This is a genomic window from Methylobacillus glycogenes JCM 2850 (assembly GCF_000617925.1).
Lineage (GTDB): Bacteria > Pseudomonadota > Gammaproteobacteria > Burkholderiales > Methylophilaceae > Methylobacillus > Methylobacillus glycogenes.
The window spans coordinates 417,639-438,079 of record NZ_BAMT01000001.1 but is presented as its reverse complement, the minus strand read 5'-3'; the positions used below and the strand labels follow the sequence as shown (position 1 = coordinate 438,079).

The window sequence follows — 20,441 nt, the reverse complement described above, 5'->3', positions numbered from 1 at the left end:
CCCGGCGCGTTTGCATCATATTACGGAGATAGGGTAGGAACCAAGCACCTTGACCAGAGAAGCGCATTGCTCCAACTCATAAAGCGCCTTGGCCACTTTGGGGTCTTGCTGGTGACCTTCAATATCGACAAAAAACACATACTCCCAAATACCCAGCTTGGAAGGTCTGGACTCAAACTTGCTCATGTCTATGCCATGCTGCGCCAGAGGTGCCAGCAGACCAACCACGGCACCAGGAACATTCTTGGCTGCCATCAGCAAAGAGGTTCTATCTTGACCCGATGGGGCTACTTCGTGCTGGGACAGTACCAGGAAGCGCGTCACATTCTTGGGGTCATCCTCAATATTTTCTGCGAGTATGGCCAGATCAAAAATATCAGCGGCCCGGCTGCTGGCTATCGCTACCGATGAGGGATCATGGGCCGCCAGCTCTGCCGCCTGGGCATTGCTGCCAGTGCTGACACGCTCAACGCCTGTGAGATTGAGATTGAGCCACTCATGGCATTGGCCCAGCGACTGCGCATGGGAATAAACGCGCTTGATTTCACCAGCATTCCCAGCTGCCTTGCTACGTAGCAGACAGTGATGTACAGGCAAGGTAATCTCGCCACAGATCTTCAAACTGGTGGTGGTGAGTAAGTCCAGCGTACGGCCAACTGCACCTTCGGTAGAGTTTTCCACTGGCACCACGGCATAATCCGCCGCACCAGATTCCACCATGCGGAATACTTCATCGATGGAGATACAGGGCTTAGGCAGATTAAGGCCACCAAACTGCTTGATGGCAGCTTCTTCGCTAAACGTACCCTGCGGACCGAGGAAGGCGACAGCCAGCTCACGCTCCAGCGCACGGCAATTGGACATGATGACGCGGAAAATGCCAGCCACTGCCTCACCAGACAAGGGGCCGGAATTTTTTTCCATCAGCGTACGTAGCACCTGCGCTTCACGCTCAGGACGGTAAATCGGGCCTTCGCCCTTGAGCGTGCCAATCTCACGTGCCAAAGCGGCGCGGGCATTGACCAGGGAGAGTATCTGCTCGTCAATCGCGTCGATTTGATCCCTGCAGTGTTTCAATATATCGCTCATGGGTCCTCACTTAGCCGTGGCTACGTTCAAATTCCTGCATGAAGGCCAGCAAGGCCTGCACCCCTTCTATGGGCATGGCGTTGTAGATGGATGCACGCATGCCACCGAGCAAGCGATGACCCTTGAGTTGCAGCAAGCCACGCGCTTGTGCCTGCTTGAGGAAGTCTGAATCCAAGGCGCTGTCTTTCAGCGTGAACGGAATGTTCATGCGCGAGCGGTTTTCCTCGGCGATAGGAGAATTGTAGAAGTCCGAACTATCCAGATAGTCATAGAGCAAGGCAGCTTTTTCGATATTGCGCTTTTCTATGGCCGCCAAGCCGCCCTGCGCCTTTAGCCACTTGAACACCAGCCCGGCAATGTAGATGCCATAGGTGGGTGGCGTGTTGTACATGGAGTCGTTATCAGCGTGTATCTTGTAATCCAGCATGGTGGGCGTGCCAGGCAAGGTCTGGCCGATTAAATCTTCACGCACGATCACGATGGTGAGACCCGCCGGGCCTATATTCTTCTGCGCACCCGCATAAATCAGCCCGAACTTGCTGACATCCACAGGGCGCGAGAGGATGTGTGAGGACATATCCACCACCAATGGCACTTTGCCAGTGTCTGGTGTCCAGAACATTTCCAGACCGCCTATGGTTTCATTCGAGGTGTAATGCACATACGCCGCATCAGGATTAAGCTTCCACTGGGATTGCTGCGGCACCGAGTGATACTGTTGTGCGGCCGATGACGCCACCACATTGACTTCGCAATACTTGCCTGCTTCTTCTATCGCCTTCTGCGCCCAGATGCCGGTATCTACATAATCCGCAGTTTTCTTCTCACGCAACAAGTTGAGCGGAATCATGGAAAACTGTTGATGTGCCCCACCCTGCAAAAACAGCACTTTGTAATTAGCGGGGATACCCATGAGCTCACGCAGATCGGCCTCAGCCTCGGCTGCGATGCTCATGAACTCCTTGCCCCTGTGGCTCATTTCCATGACCGACATGCCTGAGCCCTGCCAATCCAGCATTTCGGTGCTGGCTTGTTGCAGAACTTCCTTAGGCAATACGGCTGGGCCTGCAGAAAAATTATAGATTTGCGTCATGACTAGAGTGCTTTAATGATGATTTTTATTCTTCGCTGGTCTCGGCTTCACCGTCGTCGTCGGTCTCAACTACCTTTTCCAGACCTGAGAGCTTCTCGCCTTCAGACAGGTTGATCAAGGTCACGCCCTGAGTAGCACGACCCAGCTCACGGATTTCCTTGACGCGGGTGCGTATCAGCACACCTCCGGTGGTGATCAGCATGATTTCGTCGTCGTCATTGACCAGACGTGCGCCCACCACGATGCCATTACGCTCGCTGGTAGCGATAGCCTTGACACCCTGGGTAGCACGGCCGGAATGGCGGAAATCAGCCAGCACGGTACGTTTGCCAAAGCCGTTTTCGGTGGCAACCAACACGGTCTGCTTGTCATCATCGGCAATCAGCAGGGAAATCACCTTCTGCTTGGCTTGCAGCTTCATGCCACGCACACCACGAGCGGCACGGCCCATGGGTCGTACATCTTCTTCGTCAAACCAAACCGCCTTGCCGCCGTTGGACACCAGAACGATATCGTTGACGCCGTTGGTGACTTCCGCGCCTATCAGGTAATCGCCATCATCCAAATTCAGCGCTATGATGCCGGAACGACGTGGGTTGGAGAACTCGGTCAGTGCAGTCTTCTTGACTGTGCCCTTGGCGGTGGCCATAAACACAAAGTGGTTCTCGTCGAATTCCTTGACTGGCAGGATGGCGTTGATCTTCTCGCCTTCTTCCAATGGGAACAGGTTGACAATAGGCTTGCCACGGCTGACACGGCTGCCCTGTGGCACTTCATAGACCTTGAGCCAGTAAACCCGGCCACGGCTGGAGAAGCACAGGATGTAATCATGCGTGTTGGCGACAAACATCTTGTCGATGAAATCGTCTTCCTTGGTTGCAGCGGCTTGTTTGCCACGGCCACCACGGCGTTGTGCGCGGTATTCTTCCAGCGGCTGAGACTTGACGTAACCAGTGTGCGACAAAGTCACCACCACATCCTGTGGCGTGATCAGGTCTTCCAGAGAAAGATCCTGCGCATTGTGCACAATCTCACTGCGGCGCTCATCACCAAACTGGTTGAGAATCAGGGTCAGTTCTTCAACGATGATCTGGGTCACACGACCTGGGGTCGCCAGAATATCCAGCAAGTCAGCGATAACATCCATGACTTCCTTGTATTCATTGACGATCTTGTCTTGTTCCAGACCAGTCAGGCGTTGCAGACGCATCTGCAGAATTTCCTGCGCTTGTACATCAGATAATCTGTAACCATTAGGCGTCATGCCGAAATCGACAGACAGACCTTCTGGGCGCGAGGCTTCCATGGCTGCGCGCTTGAGCATTTCTTCCACCACTGGCGAAGTCCAGGTGCGGGCCATCAATTCACGCTTGGCTTCTGGTGGTGTAGGTGCTGCCTTGATCAAGGCAATCATTTCATCGACGTTAGCCAGCGCTACAGCCAGACCTTCCAGCACATGACCACGTTCACGCGCCTTGCGCAATTCGTATACAGTGCGGCGGGTAATGACTTCACGGCGGTGACGCAGGAAAGCTTCCAGCATCTGTTTGAGGTTGAGCAGGCGTGGCTGACCGTCAAGCAAGGCCACCATATTCATGCCGAAGGTATCTTGCAGCTGGGTCTGCTTGTAGAGGTTGTTCAGCACCACTTCTGGCACTTCACCACGCTTGAGCTCAATCACCACGCGCATACCGGATTTATCCGATTCGTCGCGCAGGTCGGAAATGCCTTCTATCTTTTTCTCGTTGACCAGCTCGGCGATTTTCTCGACGAAGGTCTTTTTGTTGACCTGATACGGCAGCTCATCGACGATCAGCGCCTGGCGATTGCCACGCTCCAGATCTTCCACATGGGTACGACCACGCATGACCACACGGCCACGGCCAGTGCGGTAACCTTCGCGCACGCCTACGGTGCCATAGATAATGCCCGCGGTTGGGAAGTCCGGCGCCGGGATGATCTCTATCAGTTCATCTATGGTGGTTTCGGGGTTGCGTAACAGGGTTAAACAGCCAGCAATTACCTCGTTAAGGTTGTGCGGCGGGATATTGGTGGCCATACCAACGGCGATACCCGAGCTGCCGTTGATCAGCAGATTGGGGATACGCGCTGGCATGATCAGCGGTTCATGTTCGGAGCCATCATAGTTGGGGCCGAAGTCCACGGTTTCCTTGTCGATATCGGCAAGCAACTCGTGGGCAATCTTCGCCATACGGATTTCGGTATAACGCATCGCCGCTGCATTATCACCATCGACCGAGCCAAAGTTACCCTGACCATCAACCAGCATGTAGCGCAGCGAGAAATCCTGCGCCATACGCACTATGGTGTCGTAAACGGCAGTGTCACCGTGCGGGTGGTACTTACCGATGACGTCACCGACAATACGGGCAGATTTCTTGTAGGCACGGTTCCAGTCGTTGTTGAGCTCATGCATGGCAAAGAGCACACGACGGTGCACTGGTTTCAATCCATCGCGGACATCTGGCAGTGCGCGCCCCACGATCACGCTCATGGCGTAATCAAGGTAGGAACGGCGCATCTCGTCTTCGAGGCTGATAGGGAGGGTTTCTTTAGCGAACTGATCCATTGTTTACTATCGGCTTTAAAAGGGCTTAAAGTCTGCGATTCTAGCACGATACGTAGCACTAAGCATGCACGGATTTACCCTGCCCAGCGCTTGAAACCAAGCCTTCCGCGCCTGCTGAGCCTGACAGTGCGCATGCCTTTGGTTTTACCCTCCATCAGCCCTCAATCAACCCCAATGAATTGCCGACCGATTGCGCCATTGATAGCAAAAATTAATTAGAAATTTCACTTTAGTTGCTTTAGGCTATTGCGTCCTGCAAATTCAAAACTCAACCCCCAATTCAAAACCAAAACTTAGGAGAAAGTAAATGGCCGTTCTAGTTGGCAAACCAGCTCCAGATTTCACCGCTGCTGCAGTGCTCGGTGACAACTCCATCAAGGAAGACTTCAATCTTGCCCAGCACATCAAGGGTAAGGCTGCTGTTGTGTTCTTCTACCCACTGGACTTCACCTTTGTCTGCCCTTCCGAGCTGATCGCTTTTGATCACCGCCTGGAAGAGTTCAAGGCCCGTGGCATTGAAGTGATCGGTGTTTCCATCGACTCCCACTTCTCTCACCTGGCATGGAAGAACACCCCTGTAGACAAGGGTGGCATTGGCAAGGTTGGCTACCCACTGGTCGCTGACATCAAGCACGAAATCGTTAAGGCTTACGATGTTGAAGCTGACGGTGGCGTGGCTTACCGTGGTTCCTTCCTGATCAACAAGCAAGGCGTAGTGGTACACCAGGTCATCAACGACCTGCCACTGGGTCGTGACATCGACGAAATGCTGCGCATGGTTGACGCGCTGCAATTCTTTGAAGAGCATGGCGAAGTTTGCCCAGCTGGCTGGAAAAAAGGCAAGGCTGGTATGAGCGCTACCACTGAAGGTGTAGCTAAGTACCTGGCTGACAACGCAGCATCACTGTAATTGCAGTGCGCTGTACCGGGATGTCCTGTAACGCGATGTCATAGACAATCCCGGTCGCTATCATAAAAAACGGGGCTTAAGCCCCGTTTTTTTATTGCTGCAAACCGCCGCTTATTTATTTTCTGCGGCCACCCACCACGACCACCAACACACCTGCACGATGGCAACAATGCCTAGCACATCGGGAATGGCCACGTCTTTTTCCACCTCGGCAGTAGCCTTTAGGGGGCCGATTTGCGCCACCGTCTCTTCAGTGGTGAAACTAAAGCCCTTATACACCAGGGCCGCAGCACCCAGCACAATCAACAGTACTCCAACAATGACCGACGTTTTCATTTGCTCTCCTCTGTGACGGTTTGGTTTTTATAGCTCGCTGGTAATACCTGCACGGCTTTACATTAAATTAAAACTTCTTGCGTGCTTCGGAAACCGCATGTTTGATGACTTCCCAGGCTTCATCACTACCCTTCTTCAGTTCCTGCCAAGCATCGCCCGCTGAAGCTTGCAGTTCCAGCAATTTCAGCTTGGCATCGTCACGCTTGAGGCGCAGGTTATCCACCTGCTCGCCATACTTGATGCGCAGATCCGCATCCACCTGGTGCAAGCGCGCATCCAGCACATCGATTTCAGCACTCCACTCATCGAGTTGTGCCTTGAGTTTTTCTACGTAATCATCTTTGAGACTCATGCCTTGCTCCTCCTCTACGAAACTCACACAAAAAACTGCCTATGTCGATATGACAGCGCCTGCGGCCTATAGTGCCTCAGCCATGATAACTCAGCAATAACGCGCGGAACTGGGTTGTCAAAACCCAGCCCCAGCAATATCACCCTAGGTACTTAACCAGGCGAGGTCTGCCTTGAGGTCTTCCACATGTTCCAGACCCACGGCAATACGCACCAGACCATCGCCTATGCCTGCTTCAGCACGGGCTTCCGGGCTGACACGGCTATGCGTGGTAGTGGCTGGATGAGTGATAGTGCTCTTGGCATCGCCAGATTAGCGGTGATGGAAATGAGCTTGGTAGCATCAATCAAATGCCAAGCCGCGTCCTTGCCACCCTTGACGTCAAACGAAACGATGGCGCCACCGCTCTTCTGCTGGCGTTGTGCCAGGGCGTGCTGGGGATGCGAAGCCAGGCCTGGGTAATACACCCTGGCCACGCGTGGCTGCTGCTCCAGCCATTCAGCCAGCGCCTGTGCGTTGCGCGCATGGGCTTCCATGCGCACATGCAGGGTTTCCAGACCCTTGAGGAACACCCAGGCATTGAAAGCGCTCATGGTAGGGCCTGCGGTACGCAGGAAACCATAGACTGGCTCCAGGATATCCTTGCGGCCCAGCACTGCGCCACCCAGGCAACGGCCCTGGCCATCTATATACTTGGTCGCGGAATGCACGACGATATCGGCCCCCAGCGCCAGCGGCTTTTGCAAGGCCGGGCTGCAGAAGCAATTATCCACCGCCAGCAATGCGCCTGAAGCATGGGCAATCTCAGCCAGCAGGCCTATATCGCAGATTTCTGTCAGCGGATTGGATGGCGTCTCAACAAAGAACAGCTTGGTGTTGGGCTTTACCGCGGCCTTCCAGGCTTCTGGGTCAGTCAGGGAAACAAAGGTGGTCTCCAGACCCCAGCGCTTGAGGATGTTGCTGAACAGCTGCACCGAGGTGCCAAAGATGCTGCGTGAAGCCACCACATGATCGCCCGCTGAACACACGCCCATGACGCAAGCCAGAATGGCAGACATGCCAGAAGAGGTTGCAACGCAGAACTCTGCACCTTCCAGTGCGGCCAGCTTGTTCTGGAACATGGTGACCGTAGGTTGGTAAAGCGCGAATAAATATTGCCAGGCTCTTGTCCGCCAAAACGTGCAGCGGCCTGGGCGGCATTTTCAAACACAAAACTGGAGGTGAGGAACATGGCCTCGGAATTTTCGCCATAAGGCGTGTGCTCGCTGCCGGCACGTACACTCAGGGTTTCAGGATGCCATTCATGCTGACTCATTTTATTTTTCCTTCCCGCCCGTCACTGGGCTTGATTGCGTGGCACGGGCATAAAAAAACCCGCTGTAGCACTGGGGCTAAAACGGGTTTCTCATCAACTCGCTTTAGCTGCATTTATATTGCGCCCGCAAGCTGAGTGCTACATAAACTCAAATCGGCGCATGGAGAGAGTCTAGTTCAGCCTCCCCGCTGGCGTCAAGCCACAAACTCCTCTTCACGCGATGCCACCAGGTTAAGGTCTAGCTGCGTGATGGAGTTGGCTGGGCGCTCTTTGATGGCGCTATCACCACGGGCGTTCTCGGTACGCGCCAGATAGGCTTCGTCGATATCGCCAGTGATGTAATTGCCATCAAAGCAGGAGCAATCGAAGACCTTGATATCAGGGTTGCTGAGTTGCACAGCGGCAATCAAGGCATCTAGATCCTGATAGATCAGCGCATCAGCACCAATTTCCTCGCAAATCTGCTGGTCGGTACGGCCAGTGGCCAGCAATTCATCACGCGAGGGCATATCAATGCCGTAAACATTGGGGAAACGTACCGGAGGCGCAGCCGAGGCAAAGAACACTTTGCTGGCACCTGCATCACGCGCCATCTGCACGATTTGCTTGGAGGTGGTGCCACGCACAATCGAATCATCAACCAGCAAGACGTTCTTGCCCTTGAACTCCATGCCTATGGGGTTGAGCTTCTGACGTACGGACTTCTTGCGCAGTGCCTGACCAGGCATGATGAAGGTACGGCCTATATAGCGGTTCTTGATGAAGCCTTCGCGGTAAGTCAGGTTGAGCGCATTGGCCAACTGCAAAGCACTGGGGCGGCTAGTATCAGGGATAGGAATCACAACGTCTATCTTGAGGTCTTTCCATTCGCGGGCGATTTTTTCGGCCAGGCTTTCACCCATATGCAGACGGGTCTGGTAAACCGAAACGTTATCGATCACGGAATCAGGACGCGCGAGGTAGACATACTCAAAGATACAAGGTGCCAGCTTGGGAGCTTCAGCACACTGGCGTGAGTAGAAATTGCCATTGAGATCAATAAAGATGGCCTCCCCTGGCTCTACATCACGCACCAGGGTAAAGCCCAGCACATCCAATGCCACGCTCTCGGAAGCGACAATATATTCAGTGCCACTCTCGGTTTCATTCTTGCCGATAACGAGGGGACGGATGCCGTTCGGGTCACGGAAAGCCAGCAGGCCGAAGTTGGCAATCATGGCCACCACTGCATAGGCACCACGGCAACGCCTGTGCACGCCTGCTACCGCTTCAAACGCCATATCGGTATTGAGTACGGCATTATGGGCCGAGGTTTCGATCTCGCGCGCCAGCACATTGAGCAGCACTTCGGAATCGGAGCTGGTGTTGATATGGCGCAAATCCTGCCTGAACATTTCCTGCTTGAGTTGCGCAGAGTTGGTCAGGTTGCCGTTGTGGCCCAGCACAATGCCAAACGGTGAGTTGACGTAGAAAGGTTGGGCCTCGGCAGCCGAGGATGATCCGGCAGTCGGGTAACGCACATGGGCAATACCAGCGTTGCCTATCAGGCTACGCATATGGCGGGTTTGGAAAACATCCTGCACCATGCCGTTATTTTTGTGCATGAAGAAGGTATCGCCATCACAGGTCACGATACCGGCAGCATCCTGACCGCGATGCTGCAGTACCAGTAGCCCGTCATAGAGCAGTTGGTTGACTGGGTTTTTACCGACTACACCGATAATTCCACACATGAGCTTATGCCTTAAGAACTATGAATCCGGAAAACTAGATCAGTCGTCAGACCAAATCTAGTCGTATTTAATACGCTTTGCAATATCCTCTGGGAACCAGGGCAGCACGGCCTGCACCATCGCCTCCAGCGGCGCACTGAACATGGCATTACGCCAGCGCGCATCTTGCGGCAAGGAAGTAAACCCAGCCAGCAAGACGATGGTTGCAACTATCAACAAACCTCGCGCCAGGCCAAACAAGCCACCCAGCCCCCTGTCCAGCACTCAGGCCCACGGTCTTGAACAATTGCGCAATCGCAATCGCCAACAGACTACAAAGCAATAATGAGGACAAAAACAAAATTAAAAAGGCCGCAAGGAATTTCAATTCCGCAGACGGTATTGCGTCGGGCAATCGGCTGGCTAGTTCTACGGTGTAGAGTCGCGCTACAACAAAGGCGATGACCCAGCCCGCCAGCGCCAGGATTTCCCTGACAAATCCGCGCATCACGCTGAGCAGTACCGAGATACCAACGATCACTAGCACTGCATAATCAAAACCTGTCATTGCTATTTATTGCTAATGACCATTCCAGACAGACCCGCAGCCTTGACCTTGCCCAAGGCCTGATCAGCCTGCTCACGGCTGGCAAACGGGCCTACACGTAATCTGGTCTTATCGCCACCTGCAGTGGGAATAAGCTCGGTATGCGACTTCAAACCCTGGCCGGATAATTTATCCTGCAAATTCTTGACGTTGATCGGGTCGGAAAACACGCCTATCTGTACCAGGAAACCACCTGCCGCGGATTTTGCGCTAGCTTCCGGCTTGGCAGTCTCTACTTTCGCGGTCTCAACTTTAGTCGGCTCGGCTTTGTGCACCTCCGCTTTAGGCGGCGCAGGTTTCACTTCTGGTTTGGGTGTTTCTTTCTTGGCCACTTCCTTTGCTGGCTCGGCAGCGGGCTTTGCCGCAACAGGCTTAGTTTCAGCTTTGGGCACAACCGGGCTTGGAGTGGCAGGCTTGGCCACTTCCGGGTCTGCCTCAGGGTCAGCATCGCCCTCTTGCTCTACGGGCGCAGTCAGTATTGGGCCGGAAACAATTTCCTCAGTGGGTTCAGTCACTGGTGCCACTTTGGAGGTGAAATCTTCCCCATCCTGACTGGGGATATGAATCGCAATTTCCTGCTGCGGTGCAGTACTGCTGCGGTCATCCAGCACCATAGGCAATATGGTGACCATCAACAGCACCAGGGCTATTGCCCCGACCAGACGCCTGCGGGCACGTTTCTTGAACTGTAATTCCTGCTCACTCGTTTGGTCGGAAGCCATCAAAAATCCTACTGTGCGGTTGAATCAATACGTACATCATGACAAGTTGCGTTGCGGCAATCAGCTTTAGCCTATGCCTTACGATCAGCACCGAGTTTTGCAGAGTCAGGTGCTAGGCCAGGTGCTGCACCACGCATTAACTCTCGCATAATGTCGGCCACGGTGAAGAACGAGCCAAAGACCAGAATTCTATCATTTTCGCCTGCATCATTACAGGCTTGTCTATATGCCTCACCCAGATCAGCAAAGCCAGCAGCCTGGCCATGATCAAGGGCTGAGATTAGTGACAACAGCTGATCAGCAGCAGCACCGCGCGCGTTTTCCACTCTGGCGACATACCAGGCATCTATAAACGGCGCAATAATCTGCAGCACCCCGGCAATATCCTTATCTGCCAGCATGGAAAACACGGCCAACGTGCGGCCAGCGGCTGGAAAGCGTTGCAGATTAGAGGCCAATGCGGCTGCCGCATGGGGATTGTGTGCTACATCAAGAATGAGTTCGGGGTGATGATCAACGCGCTGGAAGCGGCCATTGAGCTTAACCTGCAGCAGACCCTGACGCATCTGCTCCAGCGTCACTGGCAATTGGGTGCTCAGCGCCAGCACCGCATTGATGACACAGGCTGCATTATTGAGTTGAAAATCCCCGGCCAGCGCAGGCAAAGGCAGTTCAATATCCTGGCCCTCTGCCAAATAGCGCCAACCTGCGGGTGTAATGCTATAGCCAAAATCGCGCTGAATCAGGCGCAGATCAGCGTTTAACTCGGTGGCATACGCCAGCAAGGAAGCCGGCGGTGCGTCATCGCCATAAATGGCGGGCAAATTAGCCCGGTAAACCCCGGCTTTTTCTCGGCCTATGGATTCTCTGTCATTGCCGAGAAAGTCCATGTGATCGAGGTCCACACTGGTGACAATGCTACATACTGGCTCGAAGACATTCACTGCATCCAGCCGACCACCCAGACCGACTTCAAGAATGCCAACATCGACCCCGGTTGTCACCATGTGCCAGACTGCAGCCAGGGTGCCAAACTCGAAATAGGTCAGGGCCACATCTTGGCGGGCTTGCTCTACTGCGGCAAATGCTCGCACCAGATCATCATCGGCCACTTCATTGCCACTGATGCGCACACGCTCATTGAAGCGCACAAAATGCGGTGAGGTATAACAACCCACCCTATGCCCCGCTGCCTGGTAAATACTCTCCAGCATGGCACAGGTAGACCCCTTGCCATTGGTGCCAGTGACTATCAGCAAGGGAAAAGTTGGCGTCAAATTCAGACGCTGACGCACCAACTCCACACGCTCCAGGCCCATGGCGATGGAGGCAGGATGCAGGGCTTCGATATACTCTAGCCAGCCAGCAAGATCACGCGGCATTGAAGATGTAGAACTCACAGGCTTGGATGAAGATTAAGCAGCACTCAGAGGGGTACGCATAAAGCCAGACATCAGGGTGGCAAGCTTGTCGCGCATTTCACGCCTATCAACAATCATATCGATAGCACCATGCTCCAAGAGGAACTCGGAACGCTGGAAACCTTCAGGCAAGGTCTCGCGCACAGTCTGCTCAATTACGCGTGGGCCAGCAAAACCGATCAGGGCTTGGGGCTCAGCCATGATGACATCACCCAGCATGGCAAAGCTGGCAGAGACGCCACCCATGGTGGGGTCGGTCAATACGGAAATATACGGCAGGCCTGCATTGCTCAGACGGTTCAAGGCAGCGCTGGTTTTGGCCATTTGCATCAGCGAGAACAAACCTTCTTGCATACGCGCACCGCCACTGGCAGAGACGCAGATAAAGGGGCTACGGCTTTCGATAGCCGCATTGACACCGCGCGCAAAACGCTCACCCACCACAGAACCCATGGATCCACCCATGAACTTGAATTCGAAGGCGGCAGCTACCACACCTATGGTTTTGATGCTGCCTTGCATGACGATGAGTGAGTCGGTTTCATCCATCTCAGTCTGAGTCACTTTCAGTCTATCGACATAGCGCTTGCTATCCTTGAACTTGAGCGGATCAACAGGCTGAACTTCGGCACCGATCTCAGAACGCCCTTCGGCATCCAACAGCAGATTCAGGCGCGTACGCGCAGAGATACGATTGTGATAAGAGCACTTGGGGCAGACTTCGGCATTGCTCTCCAGATCTGTGCGGTAAAGCACCGCTTCGCAGGATGGGCATTTGCTCCACAAACCCTCGGGGACGGTCTTGCGATTATTCCCGACTGGGCGATTGATCTTAGGAGGCAACAGTTTTTGCAACCAGCTCATGGTTTATCCTTTACTCTGAAAAATGCAGGTCGGGCCATCAACGCGCGCCCTGCTTTTTTTGCAGACCGAGCTATAACCGCCCTGCCTGCTTTTCTCATCTGATCAGGCGGAAACTCCGCCTGCTTTGTTTCTGGCTATGCTCAGCCTATTGCTGCGCGTAGCTCCTGAGTCAGCTTGACCACATTATTCAACAACTGATCTTCACTGGAACCTTCAATTTCCTGCACCATGCGACTACCCACCACCACGGCATCGGCCACTGCGGCCACGGCCTTGGCTGTCGCGGCATCACGCACACCAAATCCAACCCCTATAGGCAGATCTGTCTGCTGACGTATGCTGGCGACCTTGCTGCCAACCTCTTCAATATCCAGGTTTTTGGAACCTGTAACACCTTTGAGTGACACATAGTAAATAAAGCCTGAAGCCTGTTGCGTGATCATATCGATACGCTGGCGATCTGAGGTAGGCGACAAGAGGAAAATAGCATCAAGTTGATGCGCTTGCAGCAACTGGGCAAATTCCTGACACTCCTCTGGTGGATAATCCACAGTCAAAACGCCATCCACACCCGCCTCGCTGGCGCGCTGGGCAAATGCGCCTGCCCCATGGCTTCCACCGGGTTGGCATACCCCATCAAGACCACCGGAGTTTGCTCATCGGTGGCACGAAACTCCCTGACCATCTCCAACACATCCTTGAGCCCCACCTTGTGCGCCAAGGCACGCTCAGTGGCACGCTGAATCACAGGGCCGTCAGCCATAGGGTCAGAGAACGGCACACCCAATTCTAGGATATCAGCGCCTGCATGCACCAGGGCATGCATCAGACCTACGGTGTACTTGGGATGCGGGTCGCCTGCCGTGATATAGGGAATCAGGGCTTTTTTGCCTTGCGCTTTCAGCGCGGCGAATCTTGCTTGAATACGGGACATGTAAAAAAACCAGCTTATAAGGTGATACCGGCCAGATTGGCCACGGTGTTGATATCCTTGTCGCCACGACCGGACAGGTTAACCAGCACAACCTGATCGGGAGACATGGTCGCCGCCAGCTTCATGGCATGGGCTATCGCATGGCTGGACTCCAGCGCAGGGATAATGCCTTCTGTGCGGCACAAGGTGTGGAAGGCTTCCATGGCTTCATCATCGGTGATGGCCACATATTCCGCACGCTTGATATCCTTCAGCCACGCATGTTCAGGGCCCACACCTGGATAATCCAGGCCTGCAGAGACCGAATGCGTTTCTATGATCTGGCCGTTTTCATCTTGCATGAGATAGGTACGGTTGCCGTGCAATACACCAGCCGGGCTATTGGCGGTCAGTGGTGCCGCATGCTTGCCGCTTTCAATGCCATGGCCCGCAGCTTCAACGCCAATCAAACGAACATTCTCAACATCAATGTACGGATAGAAAATACCCATGGCGTTGGAGCCACCACCTACACAGGCCACAACGGCATCTGGCTGGCGGCCTATCATTTCCTGCATCTGTTCCTTGGCTTCAATGCCAATCACAGCCTGGAAGTCACGCACCATCATGGGGTAAGGGTGAGGACCAGCCACTGTGCCTATGATGTAGAAGGTGTCTGAGATATTGGTGACCCAATCGCGCATGGCTTCATTGAGTGCATCCTTGAGTGTCTTGGAGCCGCTTTCCACAGGCACCACAGTGCACCCAGCAGCTTCATGCGGAACACATTGGGCGCCTGACGCTTGACGTCTTCTGCCCCCATGTACACCACACATTCCAGACCCAGGCGGGCGGCTATGGTGGCAGTCGCCACGCCGTGCTGACCAGCCCCGGTTTCGGCAATCACACGCGGCTTGCCCATACGCTTGGCCAGCAAGGCCTGGCCTATGGTGTTGTTAACCTTGTGAGCACCAGTGTGGTTAAGATCTTCACGCTTGAGGAAGATTTTCGCGCCTCCGGCCTGCTTGGTGAGGCGCTCGGCATAATAGATTGGGCTGGGCCTACCGACAAAATGCTTGAGATCGTAGGCAAATTCGGCAAGAAACTCGGGGTCATGGCGGTAACGCTCATACATGACGCGCAATTCTTCCAGAGCCTCGATCAAGGTCTCGGCAACAAATGTACCGCCGTAAGGACCAAAATGACCGCGTGCATCGGGCATATCATAAAGCTGCATCGTTTACTCCTTGCATGAATGCGGCGATCTTGCCAGCATCCTTGATTCCTTTGGACTGTTCCACACCACCACTCACATCGACCGCATATGGCCTGACTTGTTCTATGGCGGCACTCACGTTCAGGGAGGTTAAACCACCTGCCAGCACAATCGGTACTGGCAGCGCGGCGGGATTAATCCCCAGTCGAAGACCTGCCCGGTTCCGCCCTGCACACCTTCTTGATAGGCATCCAGCAGCAGTGCTCGGGCGTCGTGGTATTGGGTGGCGTATTGTAGCAAATTTGTCTCTCTGCGGACGCGAATTGCCTTCATATAAGGCAAGCCTGCCTGCCGACATTGCTCTGGAGACTCGTCGCCATGAAATTGCAGCAGATCCAGCCTGACTTGTGACAGCACGGCATCCAGCTCTGCCTGGCTGGCATTAACGAACAAGCCTACAGCGCTGACAAAAGGCGGCAGACTTTGCACAATCTCAGCCGCTGCGGCGATTTCAATATGACGCGGGCTGCGCGCGTAAAACACCAAACCTATGGCATCACAGCCATGCTGCACCGCGGCCAGGGCATCGCTCACTCGGGTAATGCCACAAATCTTGACCCTGGTTCTCACATCAATAAGCCTGTCATGAAAGGCGCTAGGGTATCACAAAAACGCCAGTCCTCAGCCCACGCCCAGCTGCAATCTTCGCTCGGTGACAGGCAGGCCCCAGTGGGCGTCATAGCCTACACCAGTCAAATACAAGCCATCAGGGGAAAAGGTCGGCGGTGACAAGGTGCGGTCGCGACTTTGCAATAACTCAGCCATAAAACTGGGAGGATATTTACCCTTGCCGATATAAATCAAGGCACCCACCATATTGCGTACCTGGTGGTGCAAAAACGCCGAGGCACAGAACTCAAATACCAGACTGCTGCCCACCGCCCTCACCTCAGCCTGATGCATGGTTTTAATCGGCGATTTGGCCTGGCATTCTGCCGCCCTAAAGGCCGTGAAATCATGCTGGCCGCGCAAGTACTGCACCGCCTCCTGCATCATGGCCAAATTCAGCGGCTGATGAAACCATCCCGCCTTACCTGCCAGCACCGCTGGCGCTACTGGCTGATTCACCAACCAATATTGGTAGCTGCGCTGAAAGGCATCGAAGCGCGCATGGAAACGCTCATCAACCTGTTGCGCCCACAACACCCTCACCTCGCGCGGCATGCGTGCATTGACGCCGCGCACCCAGGCACTGAGCGGACGCTCTGCCGTGGTGTCAAAATGCACAATCTGCGACAAAGCATGCACTCCGGTATCAGTACGACCCGCAGCAGCCACCCTGATCTCATGCCCGGCCAGGGTTGCCAAGGCCTGCTCCAGCGTGTCTTGCACGGTGTTACCACCCGGCTGGCTTTGCCAACCATGAAAGCCTGCGCCATCGTACTCCAGCCCTAATGCCAGCCTCACGCTTGTTTGCCCTGCTGTGGAAAATTATTCATATGCGTATTTTACCCTGAGCAGTACCAACCCTGATGCGCTTGCGATGAGCAGGCAATAAAAAAGCCGGGCTTTAACCCGGCTTTTGCAATCAACCCCTGCTGTTAGGCAAGATCATCCAAAATGGCTTGGGCCTTGGCCTTCTGCCTGGGGCCACCTTCCTTGAGGATTTCTTCCAACAACTCACGCGCACCCTCGTTATCGCCCATGTCCATATACGCGGTCACGAGGTCAAGCTTGGTATCCACATCTGGCGATTCGTCAGCCAGGCTGCCAGTTTCCAAGCCTGTTGTGCCAGAAGCATTGTCCGCGACATTCAGATCAATATTTGAAATATCAATCTCAACCGAAAGCGGTGCAGCGGGTTCAGTTGCCGGGTAGTCAAAATCAGGCAGCGCGATGTCACTTTCATCAACGGCAGCGCTATTGCCTACACTTTCACCTCCTGCAAGATCAATGTCTTCAAAGTTGAAGTGCGGCACACTGTCATTGGCTTCGACCTTGGCGTCTGGATCAGACTCAAGCTTGCCATCTGCATCAGACGATAGATCAGATAAATCCAGCACTCCCGCCTCAGGCTCTGCCGCAGTATCCTCGCTGGCGAGGAAGTCTTCAATCGCCGCATTGTCAGCATCAGCAGTGTGATTGTCACCCGCATTAGCTGCTGGCAACTCCTGTTCAGTGCCTAAGTCATTACTTTCGCCAAAGCTGATTTCTGGCAGGTCGAAATCAATATTGGGCAAGTCGCTGTCTGTTTCTACTTCTGCGGCAGGGCTTGGCAACTCAATTTCGGGCAGTTCGATTTCCGGCAAGCCGAAATCAACATCTTCAACTACTGAGCCTGCTGGCGGCGCCAAATCCTCAGACAAATCGAAATCAGGGACTGACAGTTCAGGCAATGAGGCCGCTGTATCGCTAGCTAATACATCGCCAGCCAATGCCTCAGCATCAGATGTTGAAGCTTCAGAGCCTGCGGCCTGTGCACTACCCACCTCATCTATGGATTTCTCAGCTGAACCCTCAGGGAATGAGAACTCAGGCAGATCCAAATCAGGCAGCGCTGCGCCTTCATCCGTAGCACCCAGCTCAGGCAGGTCAAAATCCGGAATCTCAGCATCAAGCTCAGCAATATCCATCTGCAAGGTATTTTTGGCAGGTGGCTCAGGCAGGTCCAGCGCAAATTCGATATCGTTGCCGCCATGTGCAGTTGCGTCCACATCTGCAGGCTGTGCAGTGCTATCCCCTAGCCCACCCAGATCAAAGTCCAGGCTGGGCAGTTCGTCCGCAGCATCAGGGGTGGAGAAAGGCTGTGCGCTGAAGGATTGTGGGTCAGAAGACAAATCACCCAGTTCCAGGTCAGCCAGTTCTGAGCGCTCTGTCGTATTGCCAAATACGGGCGCGCCGAAATCAGGCTCAAGCGCATTGCTATCAGCACCTAACAGGTTTTGATCAAATGTATTGTCCTTGAATGTATCGTGATCCACTTCATCACTGCCATCCGCATTTTCACTACCTGCTTGCTGCTCTTGGCTGTTGGCCGCATAAAGCCCGGCTGCTGCCGCACCAGCAAGCGCTGCACCCGCGGCAGTGGTGAGAGTGCTATCAGGGGTAGTGGCACTGACAAATCCATCTGTCGCCAAGCCGTCGCTAGCGGCATTGGCCTTGGCACTGATGGCCTTGCTTTCAACTTCCGCTGAATAGAGGGGGTTGTTTGGCTCCAGCTTGCGGCCCATTTCGGCCACTTTGGCCCAGATGGGATCAGCAGCACCCAAGGTAGTGTAAATTTCACCCGCTACCGTTTCAAACGCTGAGGTATCGTTCCTGGCAGCGAAAATTTCCAGTAGCTTCACATGCAGTTCGTGGCGCTGTGGTTCCTTGACGATGGCATCCTTGAGGATTTCCTCAGCCTGCGCATCACGGCCATAAGCCATGTAAACCTCGGCCTCGGCAATCGGGTCAACGTCATGCGTATCTATCATGCCGCCAGTATTCGGCGAGAAATCGGTCAGGAAAGAGGTATCGCCAGCATTGACGGTAGCGCCAGCTGCCGTATTGCCGAATACGGTGTTAGCCTTTAGGCCGCCTGAGGTCAGGATGCCTTTTTCAAAACTATCCAGCTCGCGCTTGCGCCTGTTGCGCAAGAACAACCAACCGCCCAGCAGCAATACCAGGGCACCGCCAGCCAGGGCAGGCAGCAAAGGATCATCGCCCAGGATTTCACCAATCAAGCTTGGCTCTTCCACCGCAGGTGGCGGCACTACCGCAGGTGTTGCGGGTTTTTCAGCTTTTTGTACCTTGCTGGGTTCGTCAGCAGCCTGTGGTGCAGGCTCGGCCAGTGTGGCGACTGCTGGATCAGTATTAGCGGGTTCAGGAGTAGCCGTCTCAGCCTTGGCTGGCTCGGCTGCGACTTCAGGCTTAGTGGTTTCTGCAGATTTAGGCGTTTCTGCAGGTTTAGGCGCTTCAGCCTGAACAGGCGGCGCAGCAGGTGCTGGCGTGGCGTCCTTGTTTTGCAGGTTAGCCAGTGATTGATTTCTGATGGCCAGCAGCTTTTGCATATCGGAAATTTGTTTTTCCAATGCGGCCAAGCGCTCGGCAGAATCATTCAGACTCTTGTCTTTAGCAGTTAACTCTTCCTGTAGTGCATTGATCTGCTCTTGCGCGGCAGCCTTGCCTTTGGCATCTGATCTGGATAGCTTGATGACATCGCGCAGACCAGCATCGGCGGGGGCTGCTCTATCGGTAGCTGCGCTGGTAATGCGGCCTGACGCCGACTGTTGCGTACCACCTTCTGCTGCAGGATTAGATTCTGCCGCCAGACCAGCCAGGCGATTGCGATAGGCATTCCAGTCTGAGGAATGCGCACGCACTTCACGTGTGGCCTCAGCCGGGCTGACTTGTTGCAATTCGCTCGCCGCAGGCACGCGCATGATCTGCCCGGTCTTCAGGCGATTCATATTCTTGTTGCTAAAGGCATCCTCATTGGCTCTATACAAACCAATCAGCATTTGATCCAGGCTAACGCCTTCAACTTGGTGCTGCTGCGCGATGGCGCTAAGGGTATCGCCTTTTGCTGTGGTGTAATTTTGCGCTGGGGTATCACTGGCAGCGACTGAGGTGGAAGATACTGGAGCAGAAGTTGCCGCACGCGGCGCGGGTGTTGCAGCCTGATTGGCGGTATTGGTTCTGGCAGAGTTTTTGGTGGAGTTTCTTGCCGGAGTTTTGGCAGCATTGCCAGAGGCTGCATTCGCTGCACGGCCCGCAGGTGCTACGCTAGGGGTATTGGCATCAGGGGGCAATTGCACGCCGTTATACACCTGGGCCTGATTGCTATACCCAGGTGGATCAAGTAATACGGTGTACTCGCGCAACAAGCGGCCAGTTTCCCAATCCACCTGAATCAGCATATCGAGGAAAGGATCACTGACGGCCTGGCGAGTAGTGAGCTTAAGGATGGGGGTGCCATCGCCACGTTTGGTCACATCAACCTTGATGGCACTGTGCAGCGCTGTACGCTCCACGCCCTGCACGCTGTAAGCTTCTGGAGAAGCGATGCCAGCACTGAGGGATGCGAGTTCTTCCGGTGTCGGCGAGAGCAGTTCTATCTCTGCCGAAAGCGGTTCGCCAAGCCCGGATGTCACTGTCAAGCGACCCAGCCCAGCAGCATCTGCAGCAATAGGCGCAAAGGCCATCAATACCGCGAGCGTGATCCCCTTTAATTTGGACTTATGCACTATTCCACCCTTATTAACTATAAATAGCATTATTAAATTAACATCAATCAGTTACAGTTTCAAGCTGATACAA

The 20,441-nt window shown here is 54.2% G+C and carries 14 protein-coding genes and 4 pseudogenes; 1 reads left to right on the top strand and 17 read right to left on the bottom strand.

Annotated elements, in window-relative coordinates:
- Window positions 1–15: 15 nt before the first annotated feature.
- From pheA to gyrA, 3 genes are read right to left on the bottom strand one after another with little or no spacing between them, the layout of a single operon-like run.
- A complete protein-coding gene (gene pheA / locus JCM2850_RS02045) occupies window positions 16–1,089 on the bottom strand; it encodes a prephenate dehydratase (protein WP_025869595.1) in 1,074 nt (357 codons plus the stop codon).
- Window positions 1,090–1,099: 10 nt separating this feature from the next.
- Window positions 1,100–2,182 (bottom strand): 3-phosphoserine/phosphohydroxythreonine transaminase, encoded by a 1,083-nt coding sequence (gene serC, locus JCM2850_RS02040; protein WP_025869594.1) that lies wholly within the window; start codon window positions 2,180–2,182, stop codon window positions 1,100–1,102.
- 25 nt (window positions 2,183–2,207) lie between these two features.
- Window positions 2,208–4,772, bottom strand: a complete 2,565-nt coding sequence (gyrA, locus tag JCM2850_RS02035) for a DNA gyrase subunit A (protein ID WP_025869593.1) — start codon at window positions 4,770–4,772, stop codon at window positions 2,208–2,210.
- Between the two features lie 307 nt (window positions 4,773–5,079).
- On the opposite strand from gyrA, the gene JCM2850_RS02030 reads away from it, so the two are divergent.
- Window positions 5,080–5,682 (top strand): peroxiredoxin, encoded by a 603-nt coding sequence (locus JCM2850_RS02030; RefSeq protein WP_025869592.1) that lies wholly within the window; start codon window positions 5,080–5,082, stop codon window positions 5,680–5,682.
- 111 nt (window positions 5,683–5,793) lie between these two features.
- Here JCM2850_RS02030 and JCM2850_RS16455 read toward each other — a convergent pair whose 3' ends face one another.
- The 14 genes and pseudogenes from JCM2850_RS16455 to JCM2850_RS01965 all read right to left on the bottom strand — a co-directional run bounded on the left by JCM2850_RS16455 (window position 5,794) and on the right by JCM2850_RS01965 (window position 20,368).
- Complete coding sequence (locus JCM2850_RS16455) at window positions 5,794–6,018, bottom strand: hypothetical protein (protein WP_234406028.1); 225 nt, start codon at window positions 6,016–6,018, stop codon at window positions 5,794–5,796.
- A gap of 67 nt (window positions 6,019–6,085) precedes the next feature.
- On the bottom strand, window positions 6,086–6,370 hold the full coding sequence (locus JCM2850_RS02020; protein WP_025869591.1) for a sll1863 family stress response protein: 285 nt from the start codon (window positions 6,368–6,370) through the stop codon (window positions 6,086–6,088).
- A gap of 144 nt (window positions 6,371–6,514) precedes the next feature.
- Window positions 6,515–7,685 (bottom strand): annotated as a pseudogene (locus tag JCM2850_RS16450) (O-succinylhomoserine sulfhydrylase).
- Between the two features lie 194 nt (window positions 7,686–7,879).
- A complete protein-coding gene (gene purF, locus JCM2850_RS02010; RefSeq protein ID WP_025869590.1) occupies window positions 7,880–9,418 on the bottom strand; it encodes an amidophosphoribosyltransferase in 1,539 nt (512 codons plus the stop codon).
- Window positions 9,419–9,475: 57 nt separating this feature from the next.
- Window positions 9,476–9,637 carry a hypothetical protein gene (locus JCM2850_RS23695; RefSeq protein WP_369384794.1) on the bottom strand — a complete coding sequence of 54 codons (162 nt, stop codon included), beginning with the start codon at window positions 9,635–9,637 and terminating at the stop codon, window positions 9,476–9,478.
- Entirely contained in the window at window positions 9,567–9,905 is a 339-nt protein-coding gene (locus tag JCM2850_RS16445; protein WP_369384820.1) for a CvpA family protein, read from the bottom strand. Before JCM2850_RS16445 ends, JCM2850_RS23695 begins: the two co-directional genes overlap by 71 nt.
- Window positions 9,906–9,967: 62 nt before the next feature.
- A complete protein-coding gene (locus JCM2850_RS02000) occupies window positions 9,968–10,726 on the bottom strand; it encodes an SPOR domain-containing protein (RefSeq protein WP_025869589.1) in 759 nt (252 codons plus the stop codon).
- A 71-nt stretch (window positions 10,727–10,797) separates the two neighbouring features.
- Window positions 10,798–12,108, bottom strand: a complete 1,311-nt coding sequence (gene folC, locus JCM2850_RS01995; protein WP_199898226.1) for a bifunctional tetrahydrofolate synthase/dihydrofolate synthase — start codon at window positions 12,106–12,108, stop codon at window positions 10,798–10,800.
- A gap of 33 nt (window positions 12,109–12,141) precedes the next feature.
- Window positions 12,142–13,011 (bottom strand): acetyl-CoA carboxylase, carboxyltransferase subunit beta, encoded by an 870-nt coding sequence (gene accD, locus JCM2850_RS01990; RefSeq protein WP_025869587.1) that lies wholly within the window; start codon window positions 13,009–13,011, stop codon window positions 12,142–12,144.
- 140 nt (window positions 13,012–13,151) lie between these two features.
- Window positions 13,152–13,945: pseudogene (gene trpA, locus JCM2850_RS16440) on the bottom strand (tryptophan synthase subunit alpha).
- A 14-nt stretch (window positions 13,946–13,959) separates the two neighbouring features.
- A pseudogene (trpB, locus tag JCM2850_RS16435) lies at window positions 13,960–15,161 on the bottom strand (tryptophan synthase subunit beta).
- Window positions 15,148–15,770: pseudogene (locus tag JCM2850_RS16430) on the bottom strand (phosphoribosylanthranilate isomerase). The pseudogenes trpB and JCM2850_RS16430 overlap by 14 nt, the downstream one beginning before the upstream one ends.
- A gap of 51 nt (window positions 15,771–15,821) precedes the next feature.
- Window positions 15,822–16,607 (bottom strand): tRNA pseudouridine(38-40) synthase TruA, encoded by a 786-nt coding sequence (gene truA / locus JCM2850_RS01970; RefSeq protein ID WP_025869586.1) that lies wholly within the window; start codon window positions 16,605–16,607, stop codon window positions 15,822–15,824.
- Window positions 16,608–16,741: 134 nt separating this feature from the next.
- Window positions 16,742–20,368 carry a motility hub landmark protein FimV gene (locus JCM2850_RS01965; protein ID WP_025869585.1) on the bottom strand — a complete coding sequence of 1,209 codons (3,627 nt, stop codon included), beginning with the start codon at window positions 20,366–20,368 and terminating at the stop codon, window positions 16,742–16,744.
- Between the last annotated feature and the right edge of the window lie 73 nt (window positions 20,369–20,441).

Bases quoted from the DNA above. Each gene is read 5' to 3' on its own strand.
- pheA (WP_025869595.1), bottom strand. From the start codon at position 1,089: ATGAGCGATATATTGAAACACTGCAGGGATCAAATCGACGCGATTGAC.
- serC (WP_025869594.1), bottom strand. From the start codon at position 2,182: ATGACGCAAATCTATAATTTTTCTGCAGGCCCAGCCGTATTGCCTAAG.
- gyrA (WP_025869593.1), bottom strand. From the start codon at position 4,772: ATGGATCAGTTCGCTAAAGAAACCCTCCCTATCAGCCTCGAAGACGAG.
- JCM2850_RS02030 (WP_025869592.1), top strand. From the start codon at position 5,080: ATGGCCGTTCTAGTTGGCAAACCAGCTCCAGATTTCACCGCTGCTGCA.
- JCM2850_RS16455 (WP_234406028.1), bottom strand. From the start codon at position 6,018: ATGAAAACGTCGGTCATTGTTGGAGTACTGTTGATTGTGCTGGGTGCT.
- JCM2850_RS02020 (WP_025869591.1), bottom strand. From the start codon at position 6,370: ATGAGTCTCAAAGATGATTACGTAGAAAAACTCAAGGCACAACTCGAT.
- purF (WP_025869590.1), bottom strand. From the start codon at position 9,418: ATGTGTGGAATTATCGGTGTAGTCGGTAAAAACCCAGTCAACCAACTG.
- JCM2850_RS16445 (WP_369384820.1), bottom strand. From the start codon at position 9,905: ATGCGCGGATTTGTCAGGGAAATCCTGGCGCTGGCGGGCTGGGTCATC.
- JCM2850_RS02000 (WP_025869589.1), bottom strand. From the start codon at position 10,726: ATGGCTTCCGACCAAACGAGTGAGCAGGAATTACAGTTCAAGAAACGT.
- folC (WP_199898226.1), bottom strand. From the start codon at position 12,108: ATGCCGCGTGATCTTGCTGGCTGGCTAGAGTATATCGAAGCCCTGCAT.
- accD (WP_025869587.1), bottom strand. From the start codon at position 13,011: ATGAGCTGGTTGCAAAAACTGTTGCCTCCTAAGATCAATCGCCCAGTC.